Source organism: Caulobacter endophyticus, from assembly GCF_003116815.1.
GTDB lineage: Bacteria > Pseudomonadota > Alphaproteobacteria > Caulobacterales > Caulobacteraceae > Caulobacter > Caulobacter endophyticus.
The window spans coordinates 167617-191883 of the sequence record NZ_QDKQ01000077.1 but is presented as its reverse complement, the minus strand read 5'-3'; the positions used below and the strand labels follow the sequence as shown (position 1 = coordinate 191883).

The following is a 24267-nucleotide window of genomic DNA, read 5'->3' as shown; positions in this document are numbered from 1 at the left end:
CAAACTCGCCGTGAAACGGCTCAGTTCCTCCACGCATCCGGTTCTTGCGCCGAAACCATACGAACGCTCGCCTGGGAAAAGACCTCCATGGGGGCGATCAGCCAGTGGGACCCGGGTCTGGTCTCGACGCTGAACCTGATGCTCGACACCAGGTTCGCTATGTTCCTGACCTGGGGTCCCGACAACTGCCTGCTCTACAACGACGCATACGCGCCAGTGCTTTCCGGCAAGTCGTCCTGCATGGGCCGGTCGTTCGAGTCGGTGTTTCCAGAGGCCTGGGAGCGCACCGGGCCGTTGCTGCGCGAAGCGCTGGGCGGCAAGTCGATCTATCTGGAGGACTTCCAGGTGCCGCTGGAGCGCGACGGCCGGCTGTCGGACACTTGGTGGTCGTTCTGCTACTCACCGATCCGGTCGGAAAGCGGGACGATCAGCGGCGTGCTGGGCGTGGTGCACGAGACCACACGCCGGGTGCTCGCCGAGCGGGCCCTGCGGTCCAGCGAGACCGCATTTCGCTATGTCGCCGACAAGGTCCCGGCGCTCATGTGGCGGTCCGACCCGCAAGGGCGGCTGGAATGGGTGAACCAGCGGCTTGAGGACTTCACGGCCGCCAGCCAACTGCCGGGGGCGCGGTGGGACGATCTGGTCCATCCCGAAGACCGCTCCCTAGGCGCCGCCCTCCATCGTGCGTGCGTGGTCGACGGCCGCCCGTTCGAAGCCCAGCAGCGGCTCAGGCGCGACGACGGCGCCTATCGATGGCATCTGGTGCGCGCCCAACAGGTCTTCGACGACGCGGGCCGGCTGGTGATCTGGTGCGGCTCGGCGGTCGATATCGACGACTGGCGCGCCGCAGCCGACGAGATCAGCGAGCGCGACGGCCGCTTTCACGAGATCCTGCACGCCCCCGCCAGCCTGATGTGGTCGGCCGACGTGGCGTCCCGGCGAATCGAGGGACTGAACCCGGTCTTTCGGGCGTCGTGGGCGCTGCCCTCCGGGGCTACGTCGATGCGCTGGGAGGACTGGGTGGCGACGCTGCTCCCCGATGATCGCGGCGCCATGCTGGCCGTGTTCGACCGCGTGGCGGCCGGCGACACGCTGCATTGGGACTTCCGCGGCGAGGCCCCGGACGGAACGCCGCGCTGGTTTCACGCCACCGCCTTTCCCATTCCCGATCGCCACGGCGCGATCACCAAGATCGGCGGCCTGCTGGTCGAGATGACCAGACGGACCGATGCGCGGGTCTACATCGTCGATGCGAGCGACAGCGAACCGCTGCATCGGGCTTTGCCGGGCGATGTCTACAAGATCCGTCGCTTTGATGACCTCTCCGTCTTTCTGAGCGTCAGCGACGACCTGCTGCCAGGTGTGGTGATGATCGGCCCCTCGGCGCCCTTGCCGCAGATCGTGGCGGCCGCCCCGTCGCTGAAGACGACGGCCGCGCGCCTGCCCTGGATCGTGGTGGGAACGCTGGACAACCAGCTGGGCGATGTCGTGTTGCTGATGAAGCATGGCGCCTCGAACGTGCTGCCCGCCGACGCGCCAGGAGAGATCTATCGCGCGGCCGTGCAGGCCGCCCTGCCCCTGCACGCCCCAACGCCGGCGCCGTCGGGCAGGCCAAGTGCGCAACAGCGGATAGCCGAACTCAGCCTGCGCGAACGGCAGGTGCTCGAGGGGCTGGTCGCCGGCGGGACCAACAAGTCGATCGCGCAGAAGCTGGGCCTCAGCCCGCGAACCGTCGAGACCTATCGCGCCCAGTTGATGGATCGCCTGGGCGTGCGCACCCTCGCCGAACTGCTTCGCGTAGCCGCCGACGCTTAGCCGTCGCTGCGGCGGTAGCTCGAGGGCTATGCGCCGGGCTCGATGAGGGCCAGGCGAACCTGCTTCGTCTTCGCCAAGGTCAGGCTTATCGCTCCGCCGATGAGGGCTATCGCGATGCAAGGCGGCCGCCGGGCCGCCGCTTGTTGGGTCAGGGACGCAACCGCGATGCGTCGCGAGACATGCTGCGGGCCTCAGCGCGCGTTCCCGAGGATTTCCATGCGGGTCACCTGCACGCCGCCCTCCGCCAGTTCGGGCAACCTGGCGAACCAGGCCTGGACGTGCGGCGTGGCGTTGTGCGCCTCGAAATCGGCCTGGCTGGCGAAGATTTCGTAGAAGATGAAGTGGCCCGGCTTCTCGCGGTCTTCCTGCAGGAAGTAAACAAGGTTGTTGGGCTCGGCGCGAACCTTGGCGATCAGGGGCAGCGTCGCCTCGCGCAGCGCCTTCTCCTTCCCCGCCTTGGCCTGGACATGGGCGACCACTGCATAGGCCTCGGCCGGGATCTGGGCGTAGTGGACGCCGGTGGGCTGCGGCGCAGCAGGCGGCGCGGCCGCCGCGGCGGCCGTGCTCGCGCCGGCCGAAAGCAGCATGACGAGCACCAGACGATTGGCCGAAAGCAGGCGCATCACAGGTCTCCTATGGGTTTTTGCGGTAAGCCTCAGTCGACGCCGGCGATCCAGTTGCCATGGAAGCCGGGCGGAACAATGTGCGGCAGGTGGATGCTGGCCACGGGGGCTGCTTCGAACCTGCTGGCGTCGAGGATCACGAGATCGGTCGTTCGGGCGGCGGCGTCGATGACGAAGCCGATTAGCCAGCCCTCGTCCTCGGCGGCCTCGGGGTGGGTCGGCACGAAGACGAACTCGCAAGGAAGGCGGCCTGGTCCGAAATCATGCGTCAGCCGTCCACCCTCAACGAGGTCGTGCTTGAAGAGGCACGTCCCCAGGAACGGATCGATCAGCCCCATGGTGTAGGCGTAGCGATAGACCTGCCCCAGCCGGCGCTCGTCCTGGCGCGGAAACTCCTGAGGGGTGGGATCGATGACGACCCGCTCGACCGTCCCGCCCGCAGGATGGAGGATCCAGCGCTCGAAGGCGCAGCGTTCGGAGTCCGGCCCCGAGGTGCGCCGCCAGAACATCTTGTCATGGACGACGACGTCGAGGACCACTGTCCCGTCCGCCGCGTCATAGGCGTTGGCCGCGTGGAAGATGAAGCAGGGATCCACCGGCAGCCAGATGATGTCTCCGGCCTTGCCCTCTCGCGGCAGAAGCCCCACCCGGGCGGGATGGGCCTCGTTCCAGCGGTACGGGAAGTGGTGGCCGGTGATCGCCGCCGTCAGGGAGAAGGTCACCGGCAGGTCGAGGATGATCGCAAAGCGCCTGGTGAAGGCGAAGTCGTGGATCATCGGCCCGTGCCTGACCGGGATCCGGACCTCGCGGCGAATGCCGCCTTCGGGGCTCAGCACCACGTAGCGCAACGAGCGCCACTTGCTGGCGTCGTAGCAGATCCCGTGCATCTCGCCCGTCAGTGGATCGACATGCGGATGAGCGGTAAAGCCGCCCTTCAGCGTCCGGCCGAAGTCGGTGTAGCGCAGGGTCTCCAGCGTATCGCCGATCTCGACCGGCGTGCTTCCCGCCTCGACCACGCCCAGCACCTTGCCGCCGTGGCCGACGACGTTGGTGTTGACGGTGTCGAACAGGTGGCGCGGACCAGGCGTGCGCGGCTCGTCCAGCGCCTTGGCGACGGCGTCAGAGCGGATCCAGCGATTGCGGTACCAGACCGCTCGGCCGCTCTCCAGGCGAAGGCCATGGATCATGCCGTCGCCGGCGAACCAGTGATGCTTCTCCAGATTGGGGGCCATGGGATTGGGCCCCATGCGCAGGTACCGGCCAACCAGTGCTGGAGGGATCATGCCCGTGACAGGCAGCTCCCGCAGGGTCAGCTCCTCGATCATGGGCGTGTGGACGCCCGTGACGTAGGGATTGTCCGGCAAAGTCCTGGCCTTGCCGGCCGCGTCGGTGAAGAGCATCGCCGCCTCCCCTTGCGTGGTCGGGTTGAACCGTCGGTCAGCGCGACACCGCCGCGCGGCGCGCGGCCAGGGCGTCGTCGAAGGTTTTCTTGACCGGCCCCAGCGCCTGGACGAACTCCAGTTGCTCGCCTTCCGGGCCTCGGCAGTAGATCAGGCGCCAGCCGGCGGACTTGCCCTCGGTGATCCCGTTGGAGTTGGCGTCCAGCGGCGCAGCCTTGCGGTCGGCCTCCGAAGAAACGGTCAGCACCCGATTGGCCCGGACCTGGGTCATGCCCCGTCGCGCCGCTTCGGCCTCCAAGTCGCGGATGAAGACGTTGAAGTCGGCGTCGTCGCGGATGTGGAAACAGATGTGCATCATCCGCGGGAAGGCCGGGCTCATGTGATCGAGCGGCTCGGCGAAGGCGTTCGGGCCGCCCATCGGCTGGGCGGCGTCGCGATACTGCAGAAGCTCGATCACGACATTGTCGAACTGGACGAAGCGCACGTCCAGGCGTTGGGTCCCACCACGCAAATCCGGGACGCCCCTTGCGCGCGGGTTCACATGCCGCTCGCGCGCCTCGATCTCCTCGGCGGTCAGCAAGGTGTTGTGGATGCGCTCGCCCTGGAAATCGCCATCGCGCATGATCTCCGTTCCGCCCAGCACCTCGGTGTAGAAGGCGAAGGCCCGGTCCATGTTCTGGACGGTCAGGCCGAAATGCTGGACGCCCTGGAGGCGCGCGCCCAGCGCCCCCTCGACGATCCGCGCGGCGCGGTCGCGGGTCGCCTCCTGGGCGGCCGCCGACGCGCCGGCCGCGCCGAAAGCTGCCGCGCCGGCGGCGGCGCGCAGCACGTCCCGGCGTTCAAGACCGGCGGAAGTCGGCTCGTTCTGCTCGCTCATCGTCGGTCTCCTGGTCCCTGATTTTTCGATCGCTGAAGGGGCGGCGCCCTGTCAGGACGATTGGGCCGAAGAGCGGCGTTTGGCGAGTTAAGCGCGGTTAATCGCGTCCCTGGGCTCTGGAGCTTGGCCGGGATAGAGGGCAATCATCCCCGCCATGGACGGACAGACGAACGGCGGCGTGGGGTCTTCGGCTGCGGGCTGGTGCGCCGTCGCCCTCCTATGCGCCGCCCTGCTGCTGTCGCTCACCGACCGGCTGATCATCAATCTGGTCGTCGATCCGATCCGGGCCGATCTTCGACTGACCGACCTCGACATCAGCCTGCTCCAGGGCGCGGGCTTCGCTGTGATCTTCGCCCTCGCCGGACTGCCTGCCGGGCGCCTGGCCGACCGCGTCAATCGTCGCAACCTGATAGCCGGCGGTCTGGCGCTGTGGTCTGCGGCCACGATCGCCTGCGGCCTGGCGGGCGACTTCTGGAGTTTCCTCGCCGCGCGGATCGCGGTGGGCCTGGGCGAAGCGGCGCTGGTGCCGGCGGCGGCGTCGCTGATCGTCGACAGCTTCTCGCCGCGACGCCGGGGGCTGGCCCTCGGCGTCTTTTCGCTGGGCGCGACCTTCGGCGCCGGCTCGGCCCTTTTCCTCGGCGGGGTGCTGCTGGGCTGGATCGAAGCCGGATGGTTCGCCTGGGCGCCCGGCATCGCCTTGCTGGCGTCGTGGCGCCAGTTGCTGGTCCTGGCGGGGCTGCCGGGCTTCCTCCTGCTCCCCCTGCTCTTCCTGATCCGCGAACCCATGCGCCGTCACAGCGCAGGACTGATCGCCATCTCCGGCGTCCTGAGCCGCCTGGCCGCCGACAACGGGATGGTGCTGCGCGTCTGCCTGGTGAAGGGCGCGCTGGGCGTGGGCGACTATGCCCTGATCGCCTGGCTGCCCACCCTGCTCCAGCGCAGCCACGGCATGACGGCGCTGGAGGCCGGCGGCCTGGTCGGCCTGTCGCTGACGGCGAGCGGGGTCGTGGCGTCGGTGGCGGGCGGCGCTCTGTCCGACCGCCTGGCGCAGCGCTGGGGCGCGCCGTCTCGCATCGCGCTGCTGCTGGCTTGCTATCTGCTGGCCCTGGCCGGCGCGGTCTCGACGCTTTTCGCGCAGACAGGCGGGCAGATCGCTCTTTCCTTCGCGATCTGGGCGCTGGGCTCGATCAGCGGCTATGTGATCGGCCACGTGGTGATGCAGGAAAGCGTGCCCAACGAAATGCGCGCGACGACAGTGGCCCTGTCGCTGGCCGTGACCGCCCTGGTCGGGATCGGCCTTGGCCCCACGCTCGTGCCGCTGGTCGCCCAGCACGTCTTCGGCGGTGAAACCGCGCTGCAACCGGCGATGAGCGCGATCAGCGTGGGGGCCGCCTTGCTGGCGCTGCTGGTGATCTGGCCGTCGGCCTTCGACCGTCTCCGCACGCTCCAGGGGCGGTTACGGACCTGAGCGCAGCGATCAGCCCGGCCGCGTATCGACGAGCGCCCGAGCCCGGCGCAGGTCGCCCGTCCCAAAGCCTTCGGTGAAACGACCAAGCACATCGGCCAGCATGGCTTCGGCCTCTTGGTCGCCGCCGCGTTCACGCTGGAATTCCACGAGGCTGGTCGCGGAGCGAAGCTCCCAGGACAGCGCGGCGTCTCGCCTGGCCAGTTCGATCGAGCGCAGATAGCAGCCGGCCGCCTGATCGGCCTGCGCCCTGTCCCCTCGTCGCAGGACATTGCCCTTGATGCGCAGCATCTCGGGTATGCCGACCACCTGCCCGGTCGCCTCGGACAGGGCGATCGCCTCGTCGATGCCGGCCAGACCGCGACGCAGATCCACCTGCCGCGCCAGCGCCTCGCCATAGTTGGTCAGATAGTTCGGATAGCGCATCCTAAACCCGCTCTCGCGCACCATCGCCAGGGTCCGGCGGTAGGCGTCCAGATCGATGGGCCGGTCGAGGTAGAGGTCCAGCCGCGCCGCCACGCAGGCCGCCATGGCTCTCCAGATTTCCAGCTCGTGGCGCTCGGCGTGCTGCACGGCGCGGACCAGCACCCGCTGGGCAGCCGCATAGTCGCGCACATAGAGCATGACGGGCAGCGACCCATGGACCAGGGCGTAGCAGAGCGAGACCGCGTAGTTCGACGCCTCGGCCTCGGCAAGCTGGACCCGCGCGGCCTCGACCGCCTGGTCCGCATAGCCCTGCAGCCACAGCACGGTGGCCAGCGCCCCGCGCGCGGTCAGCCGCTGGTCGAACTCGAAGCGCGCCGCGCCCGGCTGCGGGTCTAGGCCGGACCCGTGATGGACGATCTTTTCCAACCGCTGGCGCGAGGCCCCCAGCGCGCCCAGCCAGGACAGCGCCGATCCTGCCGGCGCATCGGAGTCAGAGCTTGAGGAAGCGGCTTCGCCCGCGCCCTCCAGGCCTGCGATCTTCTCGGCGATCTCCAGGGCCGACCGGGAGTCTCCCGTCCAAAGTTCGTACTCCGCCAGACCCCGCAGGCACTCCAGTTGCAGATCGCTGTCGCCCAGCTCTTCGGCGATGGCCAGCGCCCGGCTCAGGGCCTGCTTCACCGCCAGCAGCGGCCCCTGGGTGTGCAGGAGCGTGGCCCCACGCGTCAGGTTCAGCATCAGGTCGTCGCGCGCCGTACGGACGGCCGCGAACCGGTCGTCCAGCGCCCACTCGACCGCCACGCGGCTTTCCTCCAGCAACGACAGTCGCCCCCAGAACGGGATCGCCGCGATCGTCAGGCTGATCAGCAGCCCGGCGTCGCCCTCCGCCCGAGAGGCCCAGGCGATGGCGTCGCGTACATCGTCGATCCTGGAGCCGTAGCGTTGAAGCCAGATGGTTCTCGGAAACCTGTCGGCGTCCCGCTTGGCCAGGTCGGCAAGACCCAGGAAGTAACGAGCGTGGCGCAGGCCGATCACGTCGGCCTCCCCGGAGGCGAAGAGCTTCTCCAGGGCGTAGGCCCGCGTCGTGTCCAGAAGCCGGTACTCCACGTCGAAGTCGCGGGCCTCGGCGGCGACCAGAGACTTTTCGACGAGGGCCGCCAGGTCCCCGACCACCAAGGCCGGGCGGATCGCCTCGTCGGCGGCGATGGCGCAGGCCGACGCCAGGGTGAAAAAGCCGGCCAGGACGGACAGTCGCCGCAGCACCGCCTGCTCGTTCGCCGACAGCAGGTCGTGGCTCCAGTCGATCGCGGCCATCAGGGTGCGATGCCGTTCCGGGCCCGCCCGCTGGCCGATCTGCAGATGAAAGCGTTCGCGGATCTGGTCCAGCAAGCCCGCCACGCCGAACAGGTCGACCCGCGTGGCGGCAAGCTCGATCGCCAGCAGCATCTCCCGCTCTTGCAAATACTCGTACAGGGCCGCCAGCATGTTGGCCGAGTGGGCGTTCATCCCGATCGCGGTGGCGATGACGCTCGGGACCAGGGCCGGGTCCTTGATCGGCGACAGGTCGACCAGCCACACCCCGTCGCGGTTCGATCCGATCAGTTGTTCGGCGACCGCCAGGGCGACCGAGGTCTTGCCGATGCCGCCAGGGCCCACCACCGACACCAGGCGAGCCTCAGCCAATTCGTCGCGAATGGCCTCAACGGCGTCCGCCCGGCCCAGCAGACGCGTCGCGCTGGCCGGCAGGTTATGGTGGCGGCGGGTCTCCTTGGGCCGCTTCAGGAGCACGTCTGGCAGGCCGACGATCCGAACCGGCGCCACGAAGGAGTAGCCCCGACCGATCACCGTCGAGATGTATCGGGCGCCGGCCTCCTCGCGCAGGATGCGGCGCAGGGCCACCATGTGGACCTTGAGGTTGCTCTCCTCGACGAAGGTGTCGGGCCAGACCTTGGCGAACAGCTCGCGCTTGGTTACCACCGCGCCGGCGCGCTCGACGAGCGCCGTCAGCAGGCCCAGCGCCCGACTGCCGATCCGCACCGGCGTCTCGTTCTCGAGCAGAAGCTGACGCTCGGGCAACAGCAGGAACGGACCGAAGGCGAAGGATCGCGTCATCTGTTCGGCGTGGTCGTCAGCCACAGTCGCCTCCGCGCCGCCAGACCGCCCCAGTGACCAGCGTTACGGGACATCTACCGCAAACCGCTTCAGAAGCGATATCGAATCCCGGCGCCGCAGGTCCTGGGGTCGTTCAACACCAGGAAGGCCGAGGCCGGTGCGACCCGTGCGGCGAACGACAGAAACCGCTCGTCGGTCAGGTTGCGGCCGTAAACGAACACCTCGGGACCGCCGTTCACCTGGAAAGCCGCCTCCCCGCCGAGCATGCCCCACGCCCTTGCGCGCAACTGCGGCTCGTTGGCGGCGCCGACGTAGAAGACGCTGCTGGAAGCCTCGAAGGCGAGACTGGCCGACAGCTGGCCGGCGCTCAGTTGGCGGACGTACTCCAGCCCCAGGCCTGCCGACCAGCGTGGCGCCAGGTTGAGGCGATTGCCGGAGCGGTCGGCCCGTCCGGGCGCGCAGAACGGGTCGGCGCCTTGCGGATCGCCGGCGCTGATCGCCTGGCAGAAGGTACGGTAGCGCGCGTACAGATAGGCGCCATGCGCGCGGATCGAAAAGCCGCGCGGCAGCCTGGCGGCGATGCTCGCCTCCATGCCCGCCAGCCGCGCCGAGGCGGCGTTGTCCACCCGCGTGAGCCCCAGGCCGATCGTGCTGCGGATCTGGATGTCGCTGTACTCGTAGAAGAAGGCTGCGGCGTCGATGGCGACGCGGCGGTCCATCAACTGAGCCTTGCCGCCCGCCTCGTAGGCCCAGAGGGTCTCCGGCCGGAAGGTGTTGGCGACCGTGGTCGCCGCCCCCGGCGCGAAATTGAAGCCCGGCGGCTGATAGCCGCGACCAGCCTTGGCGTAGAGCAGCAGGTCGACGCTGGCGCGATACGACAGGCCAAGGCTCGGGATCAGCACGGAATCCCTCACCTTCCCAGACAGCAGCTGGCCAGGAACAGGCGCCCCGCGATAATCGATCGTGAAGTCACGGCTTTCGCGGTCATGGCGCAACCCAGTGACCAGCGTCAGGCGATCGGTCAGATCGACCTCGACCTGACCGAAGCCCGCCCAGGCCGCGAGCTCGCTGCGGTCGACCAGATGATTGAAGCAGGGCGGCGTGGCCGGCGTCCCGGTGGAAAGGCCATAGCGCGCCCGTTCATTGAACAGGCTGGCGCCCACGGTGGCGCGGATACGACGGCCCGTGAAGACGCCCCGCACCTCCTGGCTGAACGTGGCGCTGTGATTGGTCGCGCCCGTGAGCAGCGCCGAGGCGGCCGAAGCGTCTGCGTCATAGACCACGGTGGAGTCGAGGTCGCGCCAGCTGGTGATCGAAACCAGCTCGAACGTCTCCAGCAGTTGGTGGGTAAGGGTCAGCGTCACACCATTGTTCTTCGTCAGGCGGACGGTGCGGGCCTGGCTGGCCACATCGCTGGAGAACACGTCCGGATCGCCGATCCCGACGAAGGCGCCTGAGGGGGCGTAACCGTTCTTGAAGACGGGCGTCGCGCGATCACGCGTGAGATCGCCCGAGAAAACCGCGTCGAAACGACGATCCGCCGAGCGATAGCGAAGCTGGCCACGGACGGTGCGGGCGTCGCGGCCGTCCAGCCGATCGCCGGTGACGCTGTTGCTGATCGCGCCGTCATGGCGGAGGTAGCTTCCCGACAGACCGCCGGACAAGGTCTCAGACAGCGGCGTGCTGACCGATCCCCGCGCTGAGATCGCCTCGAGGTTTCCAACGCGAACCTCGCCGCCGCCCTGGACGACCGAGCCGGGCATGCGCGTGATGATGTTGATCGCGCCGGCGGTGGCGTTGCGGCCGTAGAGCGCGCCCTGCGGCCCGCGCAGCACCTCGATCCGCTCCACGTCGTCGAGCCCGAAGAAGGCTGCGTCGGGGCGCGACAGGTAGACGCCGTCAAGATAGATCGCCACCGGCTGGCCCGAGCCGATCGGCAGCACCTGGCCGGCCACGCCCCGGATCGAGACCAGGTTGCTGGCGTTGCCCCCGGTGAAGCCGGTGATCGACAGAGCCGGCATAGCGCCGACCAGGTCGGAAAGGTCGCGGGCGCCGCGGCGCGCCAGATCGTCCTGCCCCACGACGGACAAGGTGATCGGAACGTCCTGATGGCGTTCGCGGCGTCGCTGCGCGGTCACTATGACCTCGCTCGCCTCGTACGCCGCCAGCGGCGCGAGGATCGCCTGCAGCAGTGACAGCCCGCCCGAAACCGACACCATTCGCCCTCCCCGACGAGACAGTCCGCGCTTCTTCCGCGCGGCGCGTCAAGCCGCGCCGATAGCGCTCCCATAGAAAAACGAACGATGGTTTGGGAAGGAGCCTAGCCCTGACCGGCGCGGCCTATGATCGACGGCTCCAATCGTTCGGCATAGCGGCGCGGCGACAGGCCGAACGACCTGCGAAACAACGTGGTGAAGGCGCTGAGCGAGGAGAAGCCCAGCCCCTGCGCGACCTGGGTCGCCGACTGGCCGGCGCTCAGCAAGGCGGCCGCCTGGGTCATGCGCAGCTGCTGGCGCCAGGCCACGAAGCTCATGCCCGTCTCTTCCCGGAAGTTGCGGGTGAAGGTGCGCCGGCTCATGCCCGCCTGGTCGGCCCAGGCGTCGATGTCGCGACTGTCGGCCGGATCGCGCCGCAGCGACGCGCACACCCTCTGCAGCCGGGCGTCCGCGGGCAGGCGCGGCCCGGCCTCGGTGGAGGGCGGCGCGCGCGTGATCTCGCCCAGCATCAGACGGACGATGTCGCCTTCGCGTCCGGCCTCATCGTAGCCGGGGTCGAGGGTCAGGAACTCCTCGACCAGGGCATGCAGGAACGGCGTGATGTCGATGACCCGCAGGCCGTCGGGCTGGGGCGCAGCCGCGTTGGTCACGTAGAGCACGTTGTAGGCGGCCGGTCCCCGGCAGCTGACCTCGTGGCGCAGGCCCGCCGGGATCCACACGCCGCGCCCCGGCGGCAGGATGATCGCCTCTCCCCCTGCCCGCACCGCCGCCACGCCCTCCAGCCGATACGAGAACTGCGCCCGGTCGTGGACGTGCGGCGGATCGTAGTAGCCCTTGGACTGGCGGCCATGAAATCCCACCACAGGACGCAAGGGCGGGTGATCGGAGCTGCTCTTGTCGACGGGAGGCTCGGGCAGGTCTGCGGGCAACGTAGTCTCGGGGCTTCTCTGTGCAGGCCGAGTTTCGGCCAGAGGCATGAACCAAAGGCAGTCGCGAACGGGTCGATATATTGCACGATCGGGCCAAAACCCGACCACTTCGTTGCGACTGCCTCTCAATACCGATAGGCGCACCGAAAGCAAAACCATGGCTTTCGGGATATCGGACGTGAACGCGACGGGCGTTGGGCTGCAACGGAAAACGGACTGGCGCGGCGTCTTCGACCTGATCGCCCGCATCGTGCTGGCCGCCCCAGGCGGCTACGCGGTGATGGCCGCCTGCACGATGCTGCTGGCGCGGGTTCTGCCCGGCGAGGCTCTCGACCGTACGCTCTGGGCGACAATGCTCTCGTTCGCGATTTATGCGTGCCTGGTCGTCTGGACCTTCGCCGCCCGCAGCGCCCTTCGCGCGGGCGCGGTGATGCTGGCGATCGGCCTCGCCGCCGGCCTCCTCGCCCGGTGGGCGGCATGAACGGCAAGACGCCCAAGGCCCAGGGCTTTCGCCAGTCGCAGGCCGGCCTGCACACCTGGACCGGCCTGCTGGTCGGCTGGATCCTGTATCTGATCTTTCTCAGCGGCGCGGTCAGCTATTGGCGCGAAGAGATCACCCGCTGGACCCAGCCGGAGATCGGCGCGACCCACGATGTCGAGACCGTGGCGCGCGGCGCGATCGCCCATCTTCAGACCGTCGCACCCAAGGCCGCCAGCTGGTCGATCGCCCTGCCCGACGAGCGGGCCAGCGGCGCAACGGCGACCTTCCGAGAAAAGGCCAGGCCGGCGCCCCGTCGGGGCGTCGACCCCAACGCAGTGACTATCGGCCCCGACGGGAAGGTCGTCCAGCCTCGCGACACCGAGGGCGGCGACGTCTTCTACCGGCTGCATTTCGACCTGCGCTACGTGCCGGTGATCTGGGGTCGATGGGTCGCAGGCTTCTGCGCCATGTTCATGCTGGTGGCGATCGTCAGCGGCGTTATCACCCACAAGAAGATCTTCGCAGACTTCTTCACTTTCCGGCCGGGCAAGGGCCAGCGCAGCTGGCTGGACGGCCACAACGCCCTGGCGGTGCTGGCCCTGCCGTTCCACGCCATGATCACCTACACCGGGCTGGTCACCCTGATGGTGCTGTACGTGCCCTGGGGCGTGGCGGCTAACTATCCCAGCAAGACGGCCTACTACGCGCAAAGCATCACCCGGGCCAAGCCGGTGAAACCGACCGGCGAGGCCGCGGCCCTGGCTGACATCGGCGCGGTGCTGAAGACGGCTGAGCGGGCCTGGGAAGGCGGCCATGCAGGACTGATCCGCATCGACGCGCCCAACGATGTGGCCGCACGCATCACGCTTACCCGCCGGGCCAGCGACACCCTGGTCGACGGCCGCTGGGAAATCGTCTTCGAGGGCGTCACCGGCCAGATCCGCTCGCAGGTCGCGCCGAGCTCCAGCGGCATGATCGCCCGGGGCGGCATGATCGGCCTGCACGCCGGCCGTTTCGCACCCATGACCTTGCGCTGGCTGTTCTTCCTGTCGGGCCTGGCCGGCACGGCGATGGTGGCGACGGGCCTCGTGCTCTGGATCGCCAAGCGCCGCCAGAAGCTGGCCGATCCCTCGCGCCCGCACTTCGGCTTCCGCCTGGTCGAGCGGCTGAACATCGGCGCCATCGCCGGCCTGCCCGCCGCCATGGCCGTCTTCCTGTGGGCCAACCGCCTGCTGCCCACGGGCATGGCCGGGCGCGGCGACTGGGAGGTCCACGTCATGTTCATCGCCTGGAGCGGGCTGCTGCTGCACGGCTTCGCGCGGCCCCCGCGCCGGGGCTGGATCGAGCAGTTGGCCCTGACCGCCGTGCTGCTGGCGGGCCTGCCGGCGTTCAACCTGGTCGCCACCCAGCGCGGGATCGTCTCCAGCCTCATGGCTGGCGACATGTCCATGGCGGTCATGGACCTCGTCTTGCTGGGGTTGGGCGCGGCCTTCGCGGCCATGGCCTTCGGCGTCGCCCGTCACAGGCCGGCCGTCCCCAAGGTCCGCACGCCCAGGCCCGCACCTACCGCACCGAACGCCGCCCAGCCGATGGCCGCCCGCCAGCCCGAGGAGGTCGAGGCGTGACGTTGCTGGCCTTCCTGTTCTGCATGGGCGGCTTTGCGGCCCTGTCGCTGGCCATGCCGCGCCATCACGCGGCCCTCGTCGGCGGCCCGCTGGCGTCCCGGCGTCGCCTGGGGCTCAAGCTCGCCGGCTGGTCGGGACTGGCGCTGGGCCTCGCCGCCTCGCTGGCCGCCTGGGGCCTGGCGTGGGGCGTCATCGGGTGGCTGGGCCTGCTGACCACGGCCGCCGCCCCGGTGCTGCTGGCCCACACCTGGTGGCCGCGCGCCAAGCCCTGACCCCCGACTTTCCGCCGGCCCAGCGTCGGCGCTTTCCTGCACCATCCGAAGGAAGACCTGCCTTGTCCGCTATCCATCGCTCCGTCCGTCGCGCCTCCCTGCTGGCCAGCGTCGCCGCCCTGTCGCTGGCGGGCGCCGCCCATGCCGAGGAACCAGCCGTTCAGGACGACACCACCGTCGACGCGGTGCTGGTGACCGGCCGCACCGATGGCTACCAGGTCAAGGGCACCAACACCGCCACCAAGCTTCCGCTGAGCCTGCGCGAGACGCCGCAGTCGCTGACCGTCTTCACCCGACAGCGGATCGAGGACTTCAACCTGATCACCGTGGCCGAGGTCTTCGCCCAGACCCCGGGCGTCAACGTCCAGCAGTACGATTCCAACCGCGTGCTGTTCAACGCCCGCGGCTTCGCCATCACCAACTTCCAGTTCGACGGCGTGCCGACCCAGTACACCACCGGCGCGGGCGGCAACTCGGTGTTGAGCGACACCTCGATCTACGAGCGCATCGAGGTGGTGCGCGGGGCCACGGGGCTGGTCACCGGCGCGGGCGACCCGTCGGCGACGATCAACATGGTGCGCAAGCGTCCTACCGAGGACTTCCGCGCCAGCACCAGCCTGTCTGCGGGCTCGTGGGACTATCGTCGCGGCGAGCTCGACGTCTCGGGCCCGGTGGCGTTCGGCGGCAAGGTCCGCGGCCGCCTGGTCGGGGCCTATACCGACCGCGAGTCCTACGTGCGCTTCCAGCACGACACCTCGCCCAGCCTGTACGGTGCGGTCGAAGCCGACCTGACCGAGCGCACCCGCCTGCGCGTCGGCGCCGACTACCTGCGCACCGACTCCAAGGGCGGGGCCTGGAGCGCCGCTCCGCTGTTCTTCCGCGATGGCACGCGAGCCGAATTCCCGCGCTCCTACAGCGCCGGGGCCAAGTGGAACCGCTGGGAGCGCGACAGCCGCAACCTGTTCGCCGTACTTGAGCACGAGTTCGGCGCCGGCTGGGTCGGACGCCTGGCCTACAACAACCGCGCCACCGACACCGAAAGCCTGCTGCTGGCCGGCTCCAACAGCACCGGCTTCGCCGACCGCACCACCGGCCTGGGCCTGACCATCTCCGACACCTATTCGGTCAGCGAGACGCGCGAGGAATCGGTCGACGCCTACGCCTCGGGCCCCTTCCAGCTGTTCGGCCGACAGCACGAACTGGTCGTGGGCGCCAACTTCTTCGAGCGCGACCTCGCCACCATCAACGCCGGCATCACCAGCCGCCCCTACAGCCTGTCGGCCTTCCCCAGCATCTACAGCTGGGACGGCGAGATCGGCCGGCCGGTCACCTACAACAGCGGCAAGCCGCGCAGCATCGCCTCGACCAGCGAGGCCGGCCTATACGCCGCCGTGCGCCTGAACCCGACCGACCGCCTGAAGGTGATCGCCGGCGCCCGCTTCAGCGACTGGTCGACCCGCACCGAGAACTACAGCACCACCACCGGAGCCCACACCACCACGACCGGCCGCTACTCGCAGGATCGCATCTCGCCCTATGTGGGCGTGCTGTATGACCTGTCGACCAACCTGACGGCCTTCTTCAGCTACGCCGACGTGTTCCAGCCGCAGAACCTGTTCGACGCCGACTTCAAGCAGCTCGACCCCAAGGTCGGCGGCAACTACGAGGCCGGGATCAAGGCCGAGTTCTTCGACAAGCGTCTCTACGCCTCGGTGAACGGCTTCTACATGCAGCAGGACAACGTCGCCGAGCTGGACCCGACCGTGCCGGCCAACTCGCTGCCGGACGGCTCGTCGGCCTATCGCGTGGTGAAGGGCGTCGAAACCCGGGGCGGCGAGATCGAGGTTTCCGGCTCGATCACCCCGAACTGGAGCGTCACCGGAGGCTACACCTACACCCACAACGAGAACCAAGCCGGGGCGCGGGTCTTCACCGTCAACCCGCTGCACATGGTCAAGCTGAACTCGACCTACAAGCTGGGCAAGTGGACGGTGGGCGGCGGCGTCAGCTGGCAGACGCAGGTCTATCAGAACATGAACGCCCCAAGCGGCGCCTTCACCTCCGCCGGCGCCCCCGTGCTGGCGGCGACGCGGGTCAGCCAGGACGGCTACATCCTGGCCGACGCCCTGGTCCGCTACGCCTTCACGCCGAAGGTCAGCGTCGGCGTCAACGTCACCAACCTGTTCGACGAGAAGTACTATCGCAACGTCGGCTATTTCAACGGCGGCTACTGGGGCGAACCGCGCCGGGTGCTGTTCAACGTGCGGGCCCGATACTGATCGCAATCGGTTCGGCCGGGCGTCGGATTTCCGACGGCCCGGCCAGACGCTGCGTCCCTACCCGCCCGGATGCAGGCCCGGCGCTTCCTGGCCGGTGCGGTCGACATATTCGGTATAGCCGCCGCCATACTGGTGAACGCCCTCGGGCGTCAGTTCCAGCACACGGTTGCTCAGGGCCGCCAGGAAGTGGCGATCGTGCGAGACGAAGAGCATGGTGCCCTCGAAGTCGGCCAAGGCCGCGACCAGCATTTCCTTGGTCGCCATGTCCAGGTGGTTGGTCGGCTCGTCCAGCACCAGCAGGTTGGGCGGATCGAACAGCATCTTGGCCATGACCAGGCGCGCCTTCTCACCGCCCGACAGCACGCGGCAGGGCTTTTCCACGTCGTCGCCGGAGAAGCCGAAGCAGCCCGCCAGGGTGCGCAGCGCGCCCTGCCCCGCCTGCGGGAACGAGCGCTCCAGCGACTCGAAGATCGTCTCTTCGCCGTCCAGCAGGTCCATCGAGTGCTGGGCGAAATAGCCCATCTTGACGCTGGCGCCGATGTTGACTGTGCCCTGGTCGGGCTTGGCGTCGCCGGCCACCAGCTTCAGCAGTGTCGACTTGCCCGCCCCGTTGGCGCCCAGCACACACCAGCGCTCCTTGCGGCGCACCAGGAAGTCGAGGCCATCGTAGATCGGCTTGTCGCCATAGCCCTTGCGCACATTGCGCAGGCTGATCACGTCCTCGCCCGACCGCGGCGGGCTCTGGAACTCGAACTGCACAGTCTGGCGGCGACGCGGGGCCTCGACGCGTTCGATCTTGTCGAGCTTCTTGACCCGGCTCTGCACCTGGGCGGCGTGCGAGGCGCGCGCCTTGAACTTCTCGATGAACTTGATTTCCTTGGCCAGCATAGCCTGCTGGCGCTCGTACTGCGCCTGGCGCTGCGCTTCCGTGAGCGCGCGCTGCTGGTCGTAGAAGTCCAGATCGCCCGAGTAGGTGATCAGCGAGCCCGCGTCGATCTCGACCACCTTGCCGATGATCCGGTTCATGAAGGCGCGGTCGTGCGAGGTCATCAGCAACGCGCCGTCGTAGTTCTTCAGGAACGCTTCGAGCCAGATCAGGCTTTCCAGGTCCAGGTGGTTGGACGGTTCGTCCAGCAGCATACCGTCGGGACGCATCAGCAGGATGCGGGCCAGCGCCACGCGCATCTTCCAGCCGCCCGACAGCAGGCCGACGTCGCCGTCCATGCGCTCCTGGCTGAAGCTCAGGCCGGCCAGGACCTCGCGGGCCCGCGCTTCCAACGCATAGCCGTCCAGTTCCTGAAAGCGCTCCATCACCTCGCCATAGCGTTCGATGATGGCGTCCATTTCGTCGGCCTTGTCCGGATCGACCATGGCCGCCTCCAGCGTGGCCATCTCGGCGGCCAGCGCGCTGACGGGGCCGACGCCGTCCATCACGGCGGCGACGGCGCTCTGGCCTTCCATCTCGCCGACGTCCTGGCTGAAATAGCCGATCCGCATGCCGGAATCGATGCCGACCACCCCGTCGTCGGGTTGCTCCTGGCCGGTGATCATGCGGAACAGCGTCGTCTTGCCGGCGCCGTTGGGGCCGACGAGCCCGACCTTCTCCCCCTTCTGGATGCCCATCGAAGCTTCGATGAACAGGATCTGGTGGCCGTTCTGCTTGGAAATGTTGTCGAGGCGGATCATGGGCGGTCTGCTAGCTCGGGCGGAGCCGGAACGCCAGCCTCAGGAGAGCCGATCACGGAAATCGGCGTAGTCGAATTCCCGTATCACCCTCAGCGCATCGGTTTCGCTGTTCCACAGCGCGATCGCGGGCAGCGGCACGCCGTTGAAGGTGTTGGTCTTGACCATCGAGTAGTGGGCCTGGTCCAGGAACGCGATCCGCGCGCCCGGCGCCGGACGCTCGGCGAAGACGTAGTCGCCGATGATGTCGCCGGCCAGGCACGAGGGCCCGCCCAGGCGCGCCACCACGCCCTCCGCCGGTTCCTTGAGCATGGCGGGGCGATACGGGGCCTCGATGACGTCCGGCATGTGACAGGTGGCCGAAATGTCGGTGATGGCGATGGGCATGCCGTTGTCGAAGACGTCCAGCACCTCGCCGACCAGGATGCCGGCGTCGAGAGCCACAGCCTCGCCCGGCTCCAGATAGACCTGCACGCCGTGGCGGGCGGCCACTTCGTTCAGGAACCCGATCAGCCGGTCGGTCTGGTAGTCGGCGCGGGTCACGTGGTGACCGCCGCCGAGGTTCAGCCACTTCACCCCGCCCAGCATAGGGGCGAGCCTGGACTCAACCGCCGCCCAAATCCTGGCCAACGGCTCGAAGTCCTGCTCGCACAGGGCGTGGATGTGCAGGCCGTCGACGCCCTGCATGTGCTCGGGCCGCAGCTGCGACACCGGAAAGCCCAGCCGCGAACAGGGCTGTGCCGGGTCGTACTTGGCGACCTCGCCCTCGGAATGTTCGGGATTGAGCCGCAGGCCGATCTCGAAGACCTCGCCCTGCGCCCGCGCTTCGGCGATCAGATCGGCGAAACGCGTCATTTGATCAGGCGAGTTGAAGATCACGTGGTCGGACAACCGCAGGATTTCCGGCAGGTCCTCGGCTCTATAGGCCGGTGAATAGGTCGTCAGTTCGCCCTTGTAGAACTCACGCGCCAGCCGCGCCTCCCACAGACCGGAGGCGCAGACGCCGTCGAGATACTCCCCGACGACGTCCGCCAGCGACCACATGGAAAAGGCCTTCAGGGCCAGCAGAACGCGGGCGCTCCCCCGGTCCCGCACATCCTTCAGGACGGCCAGATTGCGCCGCACCGCGACCTCGTCCACCACGAAGGCGGGCGAGGAAACGCGGTTCAGGTCGAAATGCGCGAATGCGCCCGGATCACCGGCCCTGGTTTCCATATGTTCTCGTTCTTGGTGCTTAGAACGCCAGCGGAGCCGCCAGGTCCTCGACCGTCCAGGGCAGGCCATGCTGGTTCAGCATGTCCATGAACGGATCCGGATCGAGCTGCTCCATGTTGAACACGCCCTCGCCCTTCCACTTGCCGGTCAGCATCATGGCCGCGCCGATCATGGCCGGCACGCCGGTCGTGTAGCTGACGGCCTGGTTGCCGGTCTCGGCGTAGGCTTCCTCGTGATCGCAGATGTTCTTGACGTAGACGGTGCGGGCCTTGCCGTCCTTCTCGCCGGTGGCGATCGTGCCGATATTGGTCTTGCCCTTGGTGAGCGGGCCCAGCGACGACGGCTCGGGCAGCAGCGCCTTGAGCAGCTCCATCGGGATGATCTCGCGGCCCTGGAACATCATCGGCTCGATGCTGGTCATGCCGACATTGCCCAGCACTTCCAGGTGCTTGAGGTAGCTGTCGCCGAAGGTCATCCAGAAGCGGATGCGCTGGATCTCCGGGTAGAACTTGGCCAGGGACTCCAGTTCCTCATGGTACATGAGGTACATGTTCTTGGGGCCGACGCCCTCGAAGTCGAACACCTGCTTGTGGCTGAGCGCCGGGCCCTCGATCCACTGGCCGTTTTCCCAGTGGCGCGACGGGGCGGTCACTTCGCGCAGGTTGATCTCGGGGTTGAAGTTGGTGGCGAACGGCAGGCCGGTGTCGCCGCCGTTGCAATCGAGGATGTCGAGCGTGTCGATCCGGTCCAGCAGGTGCTTCTTGGTGTAGGTCGTGAACACCGAGGTCACGCCCGGGTCGAAGCCGCTGCCCAGCAGCGCCATCAGGCCGGCGTCCTTGAAGCGGTCCTGGTAGGCCCACTGCCAGCTGTACTCGAACTTGGCCTCGTCGCGCGGCTCGTAGTTGGCCGTGTCGAGATAGTTCACGCCCGACGCCAGGCAGGCGTCCATGATCGCCAGGTCCTGGTAAGGCAGGGCCAGGTTGACCACCAGGGCCGGCTGCACCGACTTGATCAGCGCGGTCGTGGCGGCGACGTCGTCGGCGTCGATCGCAGCTGTGTCGATGGCAACGCCCGTGCGCTCCAGCACCGACTTGGCGATGGCGTCGCACTTTGACTTCGTGCGGCTCGCCAAGGTGATGTGCGAGAAGATGTCCTTGTTCATCGCCATCTTGTGGACAGCGACCGAACCAACGCCACCCGCACCGATAACCAGCACCCGGCTCATTCTGGGGTCTCCTAAAACCGAACAGCCCCTCGCCAGCCGACCTGAATCAAGGGGGCGGGCCTCTTATCACGCGATCCACTTATTCGCTAACATACCCTTCCCGTCAGCGAAGCGGCAGAGCGTGATCGAGGCCTTTAAAACGCCAAACCCCTACATGGGCTTCATGGCGAGCGCGCGACGACGCCGGCGAAGCGTTGGAATCCTGGACCAACCATCAAATGAAGGCGGCCCCTCCCGTGGAAGAGGCCGCCAGAATCGTGGCGAGGCCGCCCCGATCAGAACTTCCAGCTGAACTGGGCGCGGGCGCCGTGGTCGGTCGCGCGATCGCCGTAGTCGCCCGCATAGCTGATCCCATGAGCGACTGTGCTTATGCACAGTGAAATATTATCGCAACCAATGCAAAATTGGCCAGCTGAAATCCGCACAATTTAATTACTGAATTTCGGTCAAAAAAATTTGCAACAAATAGACTTCCCAAAACAACATCGAAAAACACCTATGGGTAGCAGCGGATGCATGAAATCCGAATAAGTTAGCAGTACGCATCGAGGCAACGGCCCATGGACGCCCACCCCGGCACCTTGCTGGACCTGATCGTCGATCGCGGCCTGCTCGGCATGGAGACGCTGCGAGCCAGGAGGGTCGCGATCTGCGGGTTGGGCTCGAAGGCATGGACGCGTCCGCCCGCCCCGACCAGGTCAGCCATCAGCAGAGTGAAGTAGCCGAGGTTGGCGCCGACATCGACGACGGTCATGCCGGGCTTGACCGCCCGGGCGATGGCCTCGGTCGTCCACATCTCCCAATAGCCGTCGAGCAGCAGATGAGGACCCAGGCCATAGTCCAGGCCGTCGACGAACAGCTTGTAGCGCCCCAGCACGCGACACACCGAAACCCCGCGCCCGAGGAACGCCGAGGCGCAACGCAGACGAATCTCGGCCTCGTTCTCACCCCGCGGGCGCGTGTTCAGCCGATCCAGTTCAAACAGGCGAGGCGCCGGCGCAGGCCGGGCCGGCTCGAAAGTCAGGCGCACGGAAGCACCCCGCAGCCCCGCGCCGAAGTTCCGCGCGACCTCCAGATACCCACGCCCATGCCGTCCCCCGCTGCGCCAGCGAGCAAGACGGCCGCGGCGCATAGGTTAGACCGCCAAGCGCCGACGATCGCGACAGCCGCTCGCGTAAACTTTTCGTGGCGATGGCGTCAGCCGCCCTTTGGCTCAGAGCCCGGGAGCGTGGCGTTCAGCAACCGGAAGACAGCACCAACTGCATCGGACCTTGGCAGCTGAATCGGCGACTTTAGTGCTGCTTGGATTGCACCGGGCTGGCGCCCCTTGTCGGACGAAACTGATAACTACGAGTACGCTATTCTACTCCAGAGGATCCCCCGGAGCGATAAAGGCAGTAAACGCGGGCCTCGTCCGAAAAGGTGATCTGCCTGATACGATAATGTCATGTTCGACGCCCGTACAGCGCCTATGCGCTGATGCCTTGGACTGCACCTCAACGAGCTCAATGACTTCGCCGGCTCAAACCAGGTTCCAGAATGTATAGATCCGCGCTCAGGGGAGCCGAGCATGAGCCAAGATGACGTCACGCTCCGCCTGAGCCTGGGGCTTCGCTTGGCGTTGCTCAACAGCCAAGCTATCGACCTCGATGTCGTGACGCTTGAGCGGCTAGTCCTACGGAGACCAAGGAACTCGTCGAGTAACTCCGTCACGTTTGGCGTCAGTGCGTCTCTGCCGCCAAGACCCCGCCGCCGGTCAGTCTGACCGATAGCTGGTCGTTGAACGCCCCGGCAGCGACACTGGTTTTCGATCTTGAGCCCCTACAGCGGCTGGACGAAGCGGTGCGTGCACGGCGTGTTCAGGCGAGCTAGGTCATTCGCCCCGACGCCTGACCAGAGCACGATCGCCTCCCCCGTCGCCGTGCGCGCCCCGGCAAGGCCGCCCCTCCGACGATCTTAGAGCGGAAGCCGATCCCAAGCGCGCCGAGGACGGCGCCCTGAGCCCTTGCCATTGAGATTCTGAGGAGGCCTGGCGCGTTAAGGCGGTCCGAAGTGAAACCCCTACCGTGACCGCGAGCCAAGACTCGGCCAATGGTTGAGCTAGTCCACACCCACGAGACGAGGTCGCTTGGGCGTGTCCTCGCCGCACCAAGGTCGAACTGATGAGCTTCCTTCCAGAGTACGCTGTCCTGCTTGGCGCGCCCGTCATCGTGGCCGTTGTGCTCTACGTCCTTGTCGAGCGCAGCCGGCTTGCTTGGCTGAGCAAGCCCATCGTCATCGGTTCGGGCCTCGCGCGCTTGAGCGAAATTTCGTTCGAGCCAAAGGACATCATGCGGGCTGTCGCGATCGCGTTCCCGCTCTTCGTCTACAGTAACGTCTACAGTCTACCGGACAGGGGTCTCCTGTCGCTGGCGACGGTGGGCATCCTCTGTTGATTCATCGGTCCTAGGCTAAAGCGGGCAAAGGCCGATGAGAGCAGCCTGATCGCCGACCTCAAAGCCATACCGGGAAAGGCCCAAGAGGCCGGCCGGCACGCCGACGTGCTCGACCCCGCCCTCGCGGTCGGTGAAGATCTTCAGCTCGCGCTTGGGGCTGCCCGTCAGCTGGTCATAGGTGGCGTGGGCGTATTCGACGCCGATCTGGCGATCGCGCTCGCCGTGGGTGACCAGGAACGGCACGGCGATCTTTTCGACCACGCCGTCCAGAGTCATGCCCTTCGACTTCTCCAGGAAGTCGTCCATGTCCTTGGCGCCGAACACCCACTGGACGTGCGCCCAGTAGTGCGGCACGGGGTTCTCGCCCTCGCGGGCCAGGCGCTTCTGCTGGACCTGCGCCCAGTCGTGATTGGCGCCCCAGACCACGCCCAGGGCCAGGCGCGGCTCCATGGCCACGGCGCGCGGCGTGTAGTAGCCGCCCAGCGAGATGCCGGTCATGCCGATACGCTCGGGATCTACCTCTGGACGGGTCTCCAGATAGTCGACGACCTTGGAGGCCCACTTCTCGCTCTCGTGGGTGGCGGGCAGGCCGTGCAGGCGCAGGGCCTCGCCAGAGCCCGGCTGGTCGATGCACAGGGTCGAGACACCGCGCCGCAGCAGAGCCGTCGGCAGGCCGCTCCAATAGAGCAGCTCCTTGTTGCTATCGAGGCCGTTGACGTAGATCACCACCGGCGAAGGACCCTCCCCCGCCGCCTTGACGAAGACGCCGGCGATCACGCCGCCCTCGTAGGGGATCTCGACGCGCTCGGCGTTCTCGCGGCCCAGGGCCATGGCGCGATCAAAGGCGGCGCGGGCCTTGGCGTAGGTCTCCTGGCGGCCCGGATGGCCGTGGCCCTGCATGCGCTCGGCGGTCACGTAATAGAGGCTGGCGCGCTGCAGCTTGGTCCCGGCGCTGAAGTTGCGGCCCTGGGCCTCGTCCTCGGCCGCCAGGTCCGACAGCTTGTCGGCCATGGCCACCCAGTGCTTGAGGAATTCGCCGGTGCCCGCGTCGTCGCCGCGATCGACCGCGTCGCGCATCGGCCGGCACATCTCGTCGATCTCGCCGATCTGAGCGCCGCTCTCGATGGCGATGTCGACCGACAGGTTCCAGACGTAGTTCTTGAAGTACTCGAACATGACAGGTCCTCAGAAA

18 protein-coding genes are annotated in these 24267 nt (G+C 67.7%); 7 read left to right on the top strand and 11 right to left on the bottom strand.

Features of this window, described 5'->3' with window-relative positions:
* Positions 1-87: 87 nt before the first annotated feature.
* Complete coding sequence (locus DDF67_RS24435) at positions 88-1815, top strand: PAS domain-containing protein (RefSeq protein ID WP_158278112.1); 1728 nt, start codon at positions 88-90, stop codon at positions 1813-1815.
* A gap of 191 nt (positions 1816-2006) precedes the next feature.
* Here the strand turns inward: DDF67_RS24435 and DDF67_RS24430 are convergent, their stop codons facing one another.
* Genes DDF67_RS24430 through DDF67_RS24420 form a run of 3 tightly spaced genes read right to left on the bottom strand, consistent with a single transcriptional unit; the run spans position 2007 to position 4715 of the window.
* Entirely contained in the window at positions 2007-2438 is a 432-nt protein-coding gene (locus tag DDF67_RS24430; protein WP_233247758.1) for a putative quinol monooxygenase, read from the bottom strand.
* A 32-nt stretch (positions 2439-2470) separates the two neighbouring features.
* Complete coding sequence (locus tag DDF67_RS24425; protein ID WP_109455329.1) at positions 2471-3838, bottom strand: 8'-apo-carotenoid 13,14-cleaving dioxygenase; 1368 nt, start codon at positions 3836-3838, stop codon at positions 2471-2473.
* A 37-nt stretch (positions 3839-3875) separates the two neighbouring features.
* Positions 3876-4715 (bottom strand): VOC family protein, encoded by an 840-nt coding sequence (locus tag DDF67_RS24420; protein ID WP_109455328.1) that lies wholly within the window; start codon positions 4713-4715, stop codon positions 3876-3878.
* A gap of 154 nt (positions 4716-4869) precedes the next feature.
* On the opposite strand from DDF67_RS24420, the gene DDF67_RS24415 reads away from it, so the two are divergent.
* Positions 4870-6183, top strand: coding sequence for an MFS transporter (locus DDF67_RS24415; RefSeq protein ID WP_109455327.1), 1314 nt, complete (start codon positions 4870-4872; stop codon positions 6181-6183).
* 9 nt (positions 6184-6192) lie between these two features.
* On the opposite strand, the gene DDF67_RS24410 is transcribed toward DDF67_RS24415, so the two are convergent.
* From DDF67_RS24410 to DDF67_RS24400, 3 genes are all read right to left on the bottom strand, one after another.
* A complete protein-coding gene (locus DDF67_RS24410; protein WP_109455326.1) occupies positions 6193-8739 on the bottom strand; it encodes an ATP-binding protein in 2547 nt (848 codons plus the stop codon).
* A 65-nt stretch (positions 8740-8804) separates the two neighbouring features.
* Positions 8805-10934 carry a TonB-dependent receptor gene (locus DDF67_RS24405; protein ID WP_109455325.1) on the bottom strand — a complete coding sequence of 710 codons (2130 nt, stop codon included), beginning with the start codon at positions 10932-10934 and terminating at the stop codon, positions 8805-8807.
* 101 nt (positions 10935-11035) lie between these two features.
* Positions 11036-11860 carry a helix-turn-helix transcriptional regulator gene (locus DDF67_RS24400; protein WP_158278111.1) on the bottom strand — a complete coding sequence of 275 codons (825 nt, stop codon included), beginning with the start codon at positions 11858-11860 and terminating at the stop codon, positions 11036-11038.
* Between the two features lie 157 nt (positions 11861-12017).
* Here DDF67_RS24400 and DDF67_RS24395 point away from each other — a divergent pair, with 157 nt between their 5' ends.
* The 4 genes from DDF67_RS24395 (at position 12018) to DDF67_RS24380 (ending at position 16517) form a co-directional block, all read left to right on the top strand.
* Positions 12018-12341, top strand: coding sequence for a hypothetical protein (locus tag DDF67_RS24395; protein WP_199229330.1), 324 nt, complete (start codon positions 12018-12020; stop codon positions 12339-12341).
* Positions 12338-13966, top strand: coding sequence for a PepSY-associated TM helix domain-containing protein (locus tag DDF67_RS24390; RefSeq protein WP_109455323.1), 1629 nt, complete (start codon positions 12338-12340; stop codon positions 13964-13966). Before DDF67_RS24395 ends, DDF67_RS24390 begins: the two co-directional genes overlap by 4 nt.
* A complete protein-coding gene (locus DDF67_RS24385; protein ID WP_146198087.1) occupies positions 13963-14238 on the top strand; it encodes a DUF3325 domain-containing protein in 276 nt (91 codons plus the stop codon). Before DDF67_RS24390 ends, DDF67_RS24385 begins: the two co-directional genes overlap by 4 nt.
* Positions 14239-14300: 62 nt before the next feature.
* On the top strand, positions 14301-16517 hold the full coding sequence (locus DDF67_RS24380) for a TonB-dependent siderophore receptor (RefSeq protein ID WP_199229329.1): 2217 nt from the start codon (positions 14301-14303) through the stop codon (positions 16515-16517).
* Positions 16518-16574: 57 nt separating this feature from the next.
* Here the strand turns inward: DDF67_RS24380 and DDF67_RS24375 are convergent, their stop codons facing one another.
* The 4 genes from DDF67_RS24375 to DDF67_RS24360 form a co-directional block, all read right to left on the bottom strand.
* Entirely contained in the window at positions 16575-18203 is a 1629-nt protein-coding gene (locus tag DDF67_RS24375) for an ABC-F family ATP-binding cassette domain-containing protein (RefSeq protein WP_109455321.1), read from the bottom strand.
* A gap of 39 nt (positions 18204-18242) precedes the next feature.
* The gene (locus tag DDF67_RS24370; RefSeq protein ID WP_109455320.1) at positions 18243-19415 is read right to left on the bottom strand and encodes a carboxynorspermidine decarboxylase; all 1173 of its coding nucleotides are present in this window, start codon (positions 19413-19415) and stop codon (positions 18243-18245) included.
* Positions 19416-19434: 19 nt separating this feature from the next.
* On the bottom strand, positions 19435-20640 hold the full coding sequence (locus DDF67_RS24365) for a saccharopine dehydrogenase family protein (protein WP_109455319.1): 1206 nt from the start codon (positions 20638-20640) through the stop codon (positions 19435-19437).
* 532 nt (positions 20641-21172) lie between these two features.
* Positions 21173-21670 carry an FkbM family methyltransferase gene (locus tag DDF67_RS24360; protein WP_233247757.1) on the bottom strand — a complete coding sequence of 166 codons (498 nt, stop codon included), beginning with the start codon at positions 21668-21670 and terminating at the stop codon, positions 21173-21175.
* A gap of 1132 nt (positions 21671-22802) precedes the next feature.
* Between DDF67_RS24360 and DDF67_RS24355 the strand changes: the two genes are divergently transcribed.
* Positions 22803-23075, top strand: a complete 273-nt coding sequence (locus DDF67_RS24355) for a hypothetical protein (RefSeq protein WP_101719319.1) — start codon at positions 22803-22805, stop codon at positions 23073-23075.
* A 15-nt stretch (positions 23076-23090) separates the two neighbouring features.
* On the opposite strand, the gene DDF67_RS24350 is transcribed toward DDF67_RS24355, so the two are convergent.
* On the bottom strand, positions 23091-24251 hold the full coding sequence (locus tag DDF67_RS24350; RefSeq protein WP_109455317.1) for an alpha/beta hydrolase family protein: 1161 nt from the start codon (positions 24249-24251) through the stop codon (positions 23091-23093).
* Positions 24252-24267: the final 16 nt, after the last annotated feature.

Excerpts from the sequence above, each read along its gene's own strand:
- DDF67_RS24415 (WP_109455327.1), top strand. The coding sequence starts at position 4,870 with ATGGACGGACAGACGAACGGCGGCGTGGGGTCTTCGGCTGCGGGCTGG.
- DDF67_RS24420 (WP_109455328.1), bottom strand. The coding sequence starts at position 4,715 with ATGAGCGAGCAGAACGAGCCGACTTCCGCCGGTCTTGAACGCCGGGAC.
- DDF67_RS24405 (WP_109455325.1), bottom strand. The coding sequence starts at position 10,934 with ATGGTGTCGGTTTCGGGCGGGCTGTCACTGCTGCAGGCGATCCTCGCG.
- DDF67_RS24370 (WP_109455320.1), bottom strand. The coding sequence starts at position 19,415 with ATGGAAACCAGGGCCGGTGATCCGGGCGCATTCGCGCATTTCGACCTG.
- DDF67_RS24395 (WP_199229330.1), top strand. The coding sequence starts at position 12,018 with ATGGCTTTCGGGATATCGGACGTGAACGCGACGGGCGTTGGGCTGCAA.
- DDF67_RS24425 (WP_109455329.1), bottom strand. The coding sequence starts at position 3,838 with ATGCTCTTCACCGACGCGGCCGGCAAGGCCAGGACTTTGCCGGACAAT.
- DDF67_RS24350 (WP_109455317.1), bottom strand. The coding sequence starts at position 24,251 with ATGTTCGAGTACTTCAAGAACTACGTCTGGAACCTGTCGGTCGACATC.
- DDF67_RS24435 (WP_158278112.1), top strand. The coding sequence starts at position 88 with ATGGGGGCGATCAGCCAGTGGGACCCGGGTCTGGTCTCGACGCTGAAC.
- DDF67_RS24390 (WP_109455323.1), top strand. The coding sequence starts at position 12,338 with ATGAACGGCAAGACGCCCAAGGCCCAGGGCTTTCGCCAGTCGCAGGCC.
- DDF67_RS24375 (WP_109455321.1), bottom strand. The coding sequence starts at position 18,203 with ATGATCCGCCTCGACAACATTTCCAAGCAGAACGGCCACCAGATCCTG.
- DDF67_RS24365 (WP_109455319.1), bottom strand. The coding sequence starts at position 20,640 with ATGAGCCGGGTGCTGGTTATCGGTGCGGGTGGCGTTGGTTCGGTCGCT.
- DDF67_RS24430 (WP_233247758.1), bottom strand. The coding sequence starts at position 2,438 with ATGCGCCTGCTTTCGGCCAATCGTCTGGTGCTCGTCATGCTGCTTTCG.
- DDF67_RS24355 (WP_101719319.1), top strand. The coding sequence starts at position 22,803 with ATGAGCTTCCTTCCAGAGTACGCTGTCCTGCTTGGCGCGCCCGTCATC.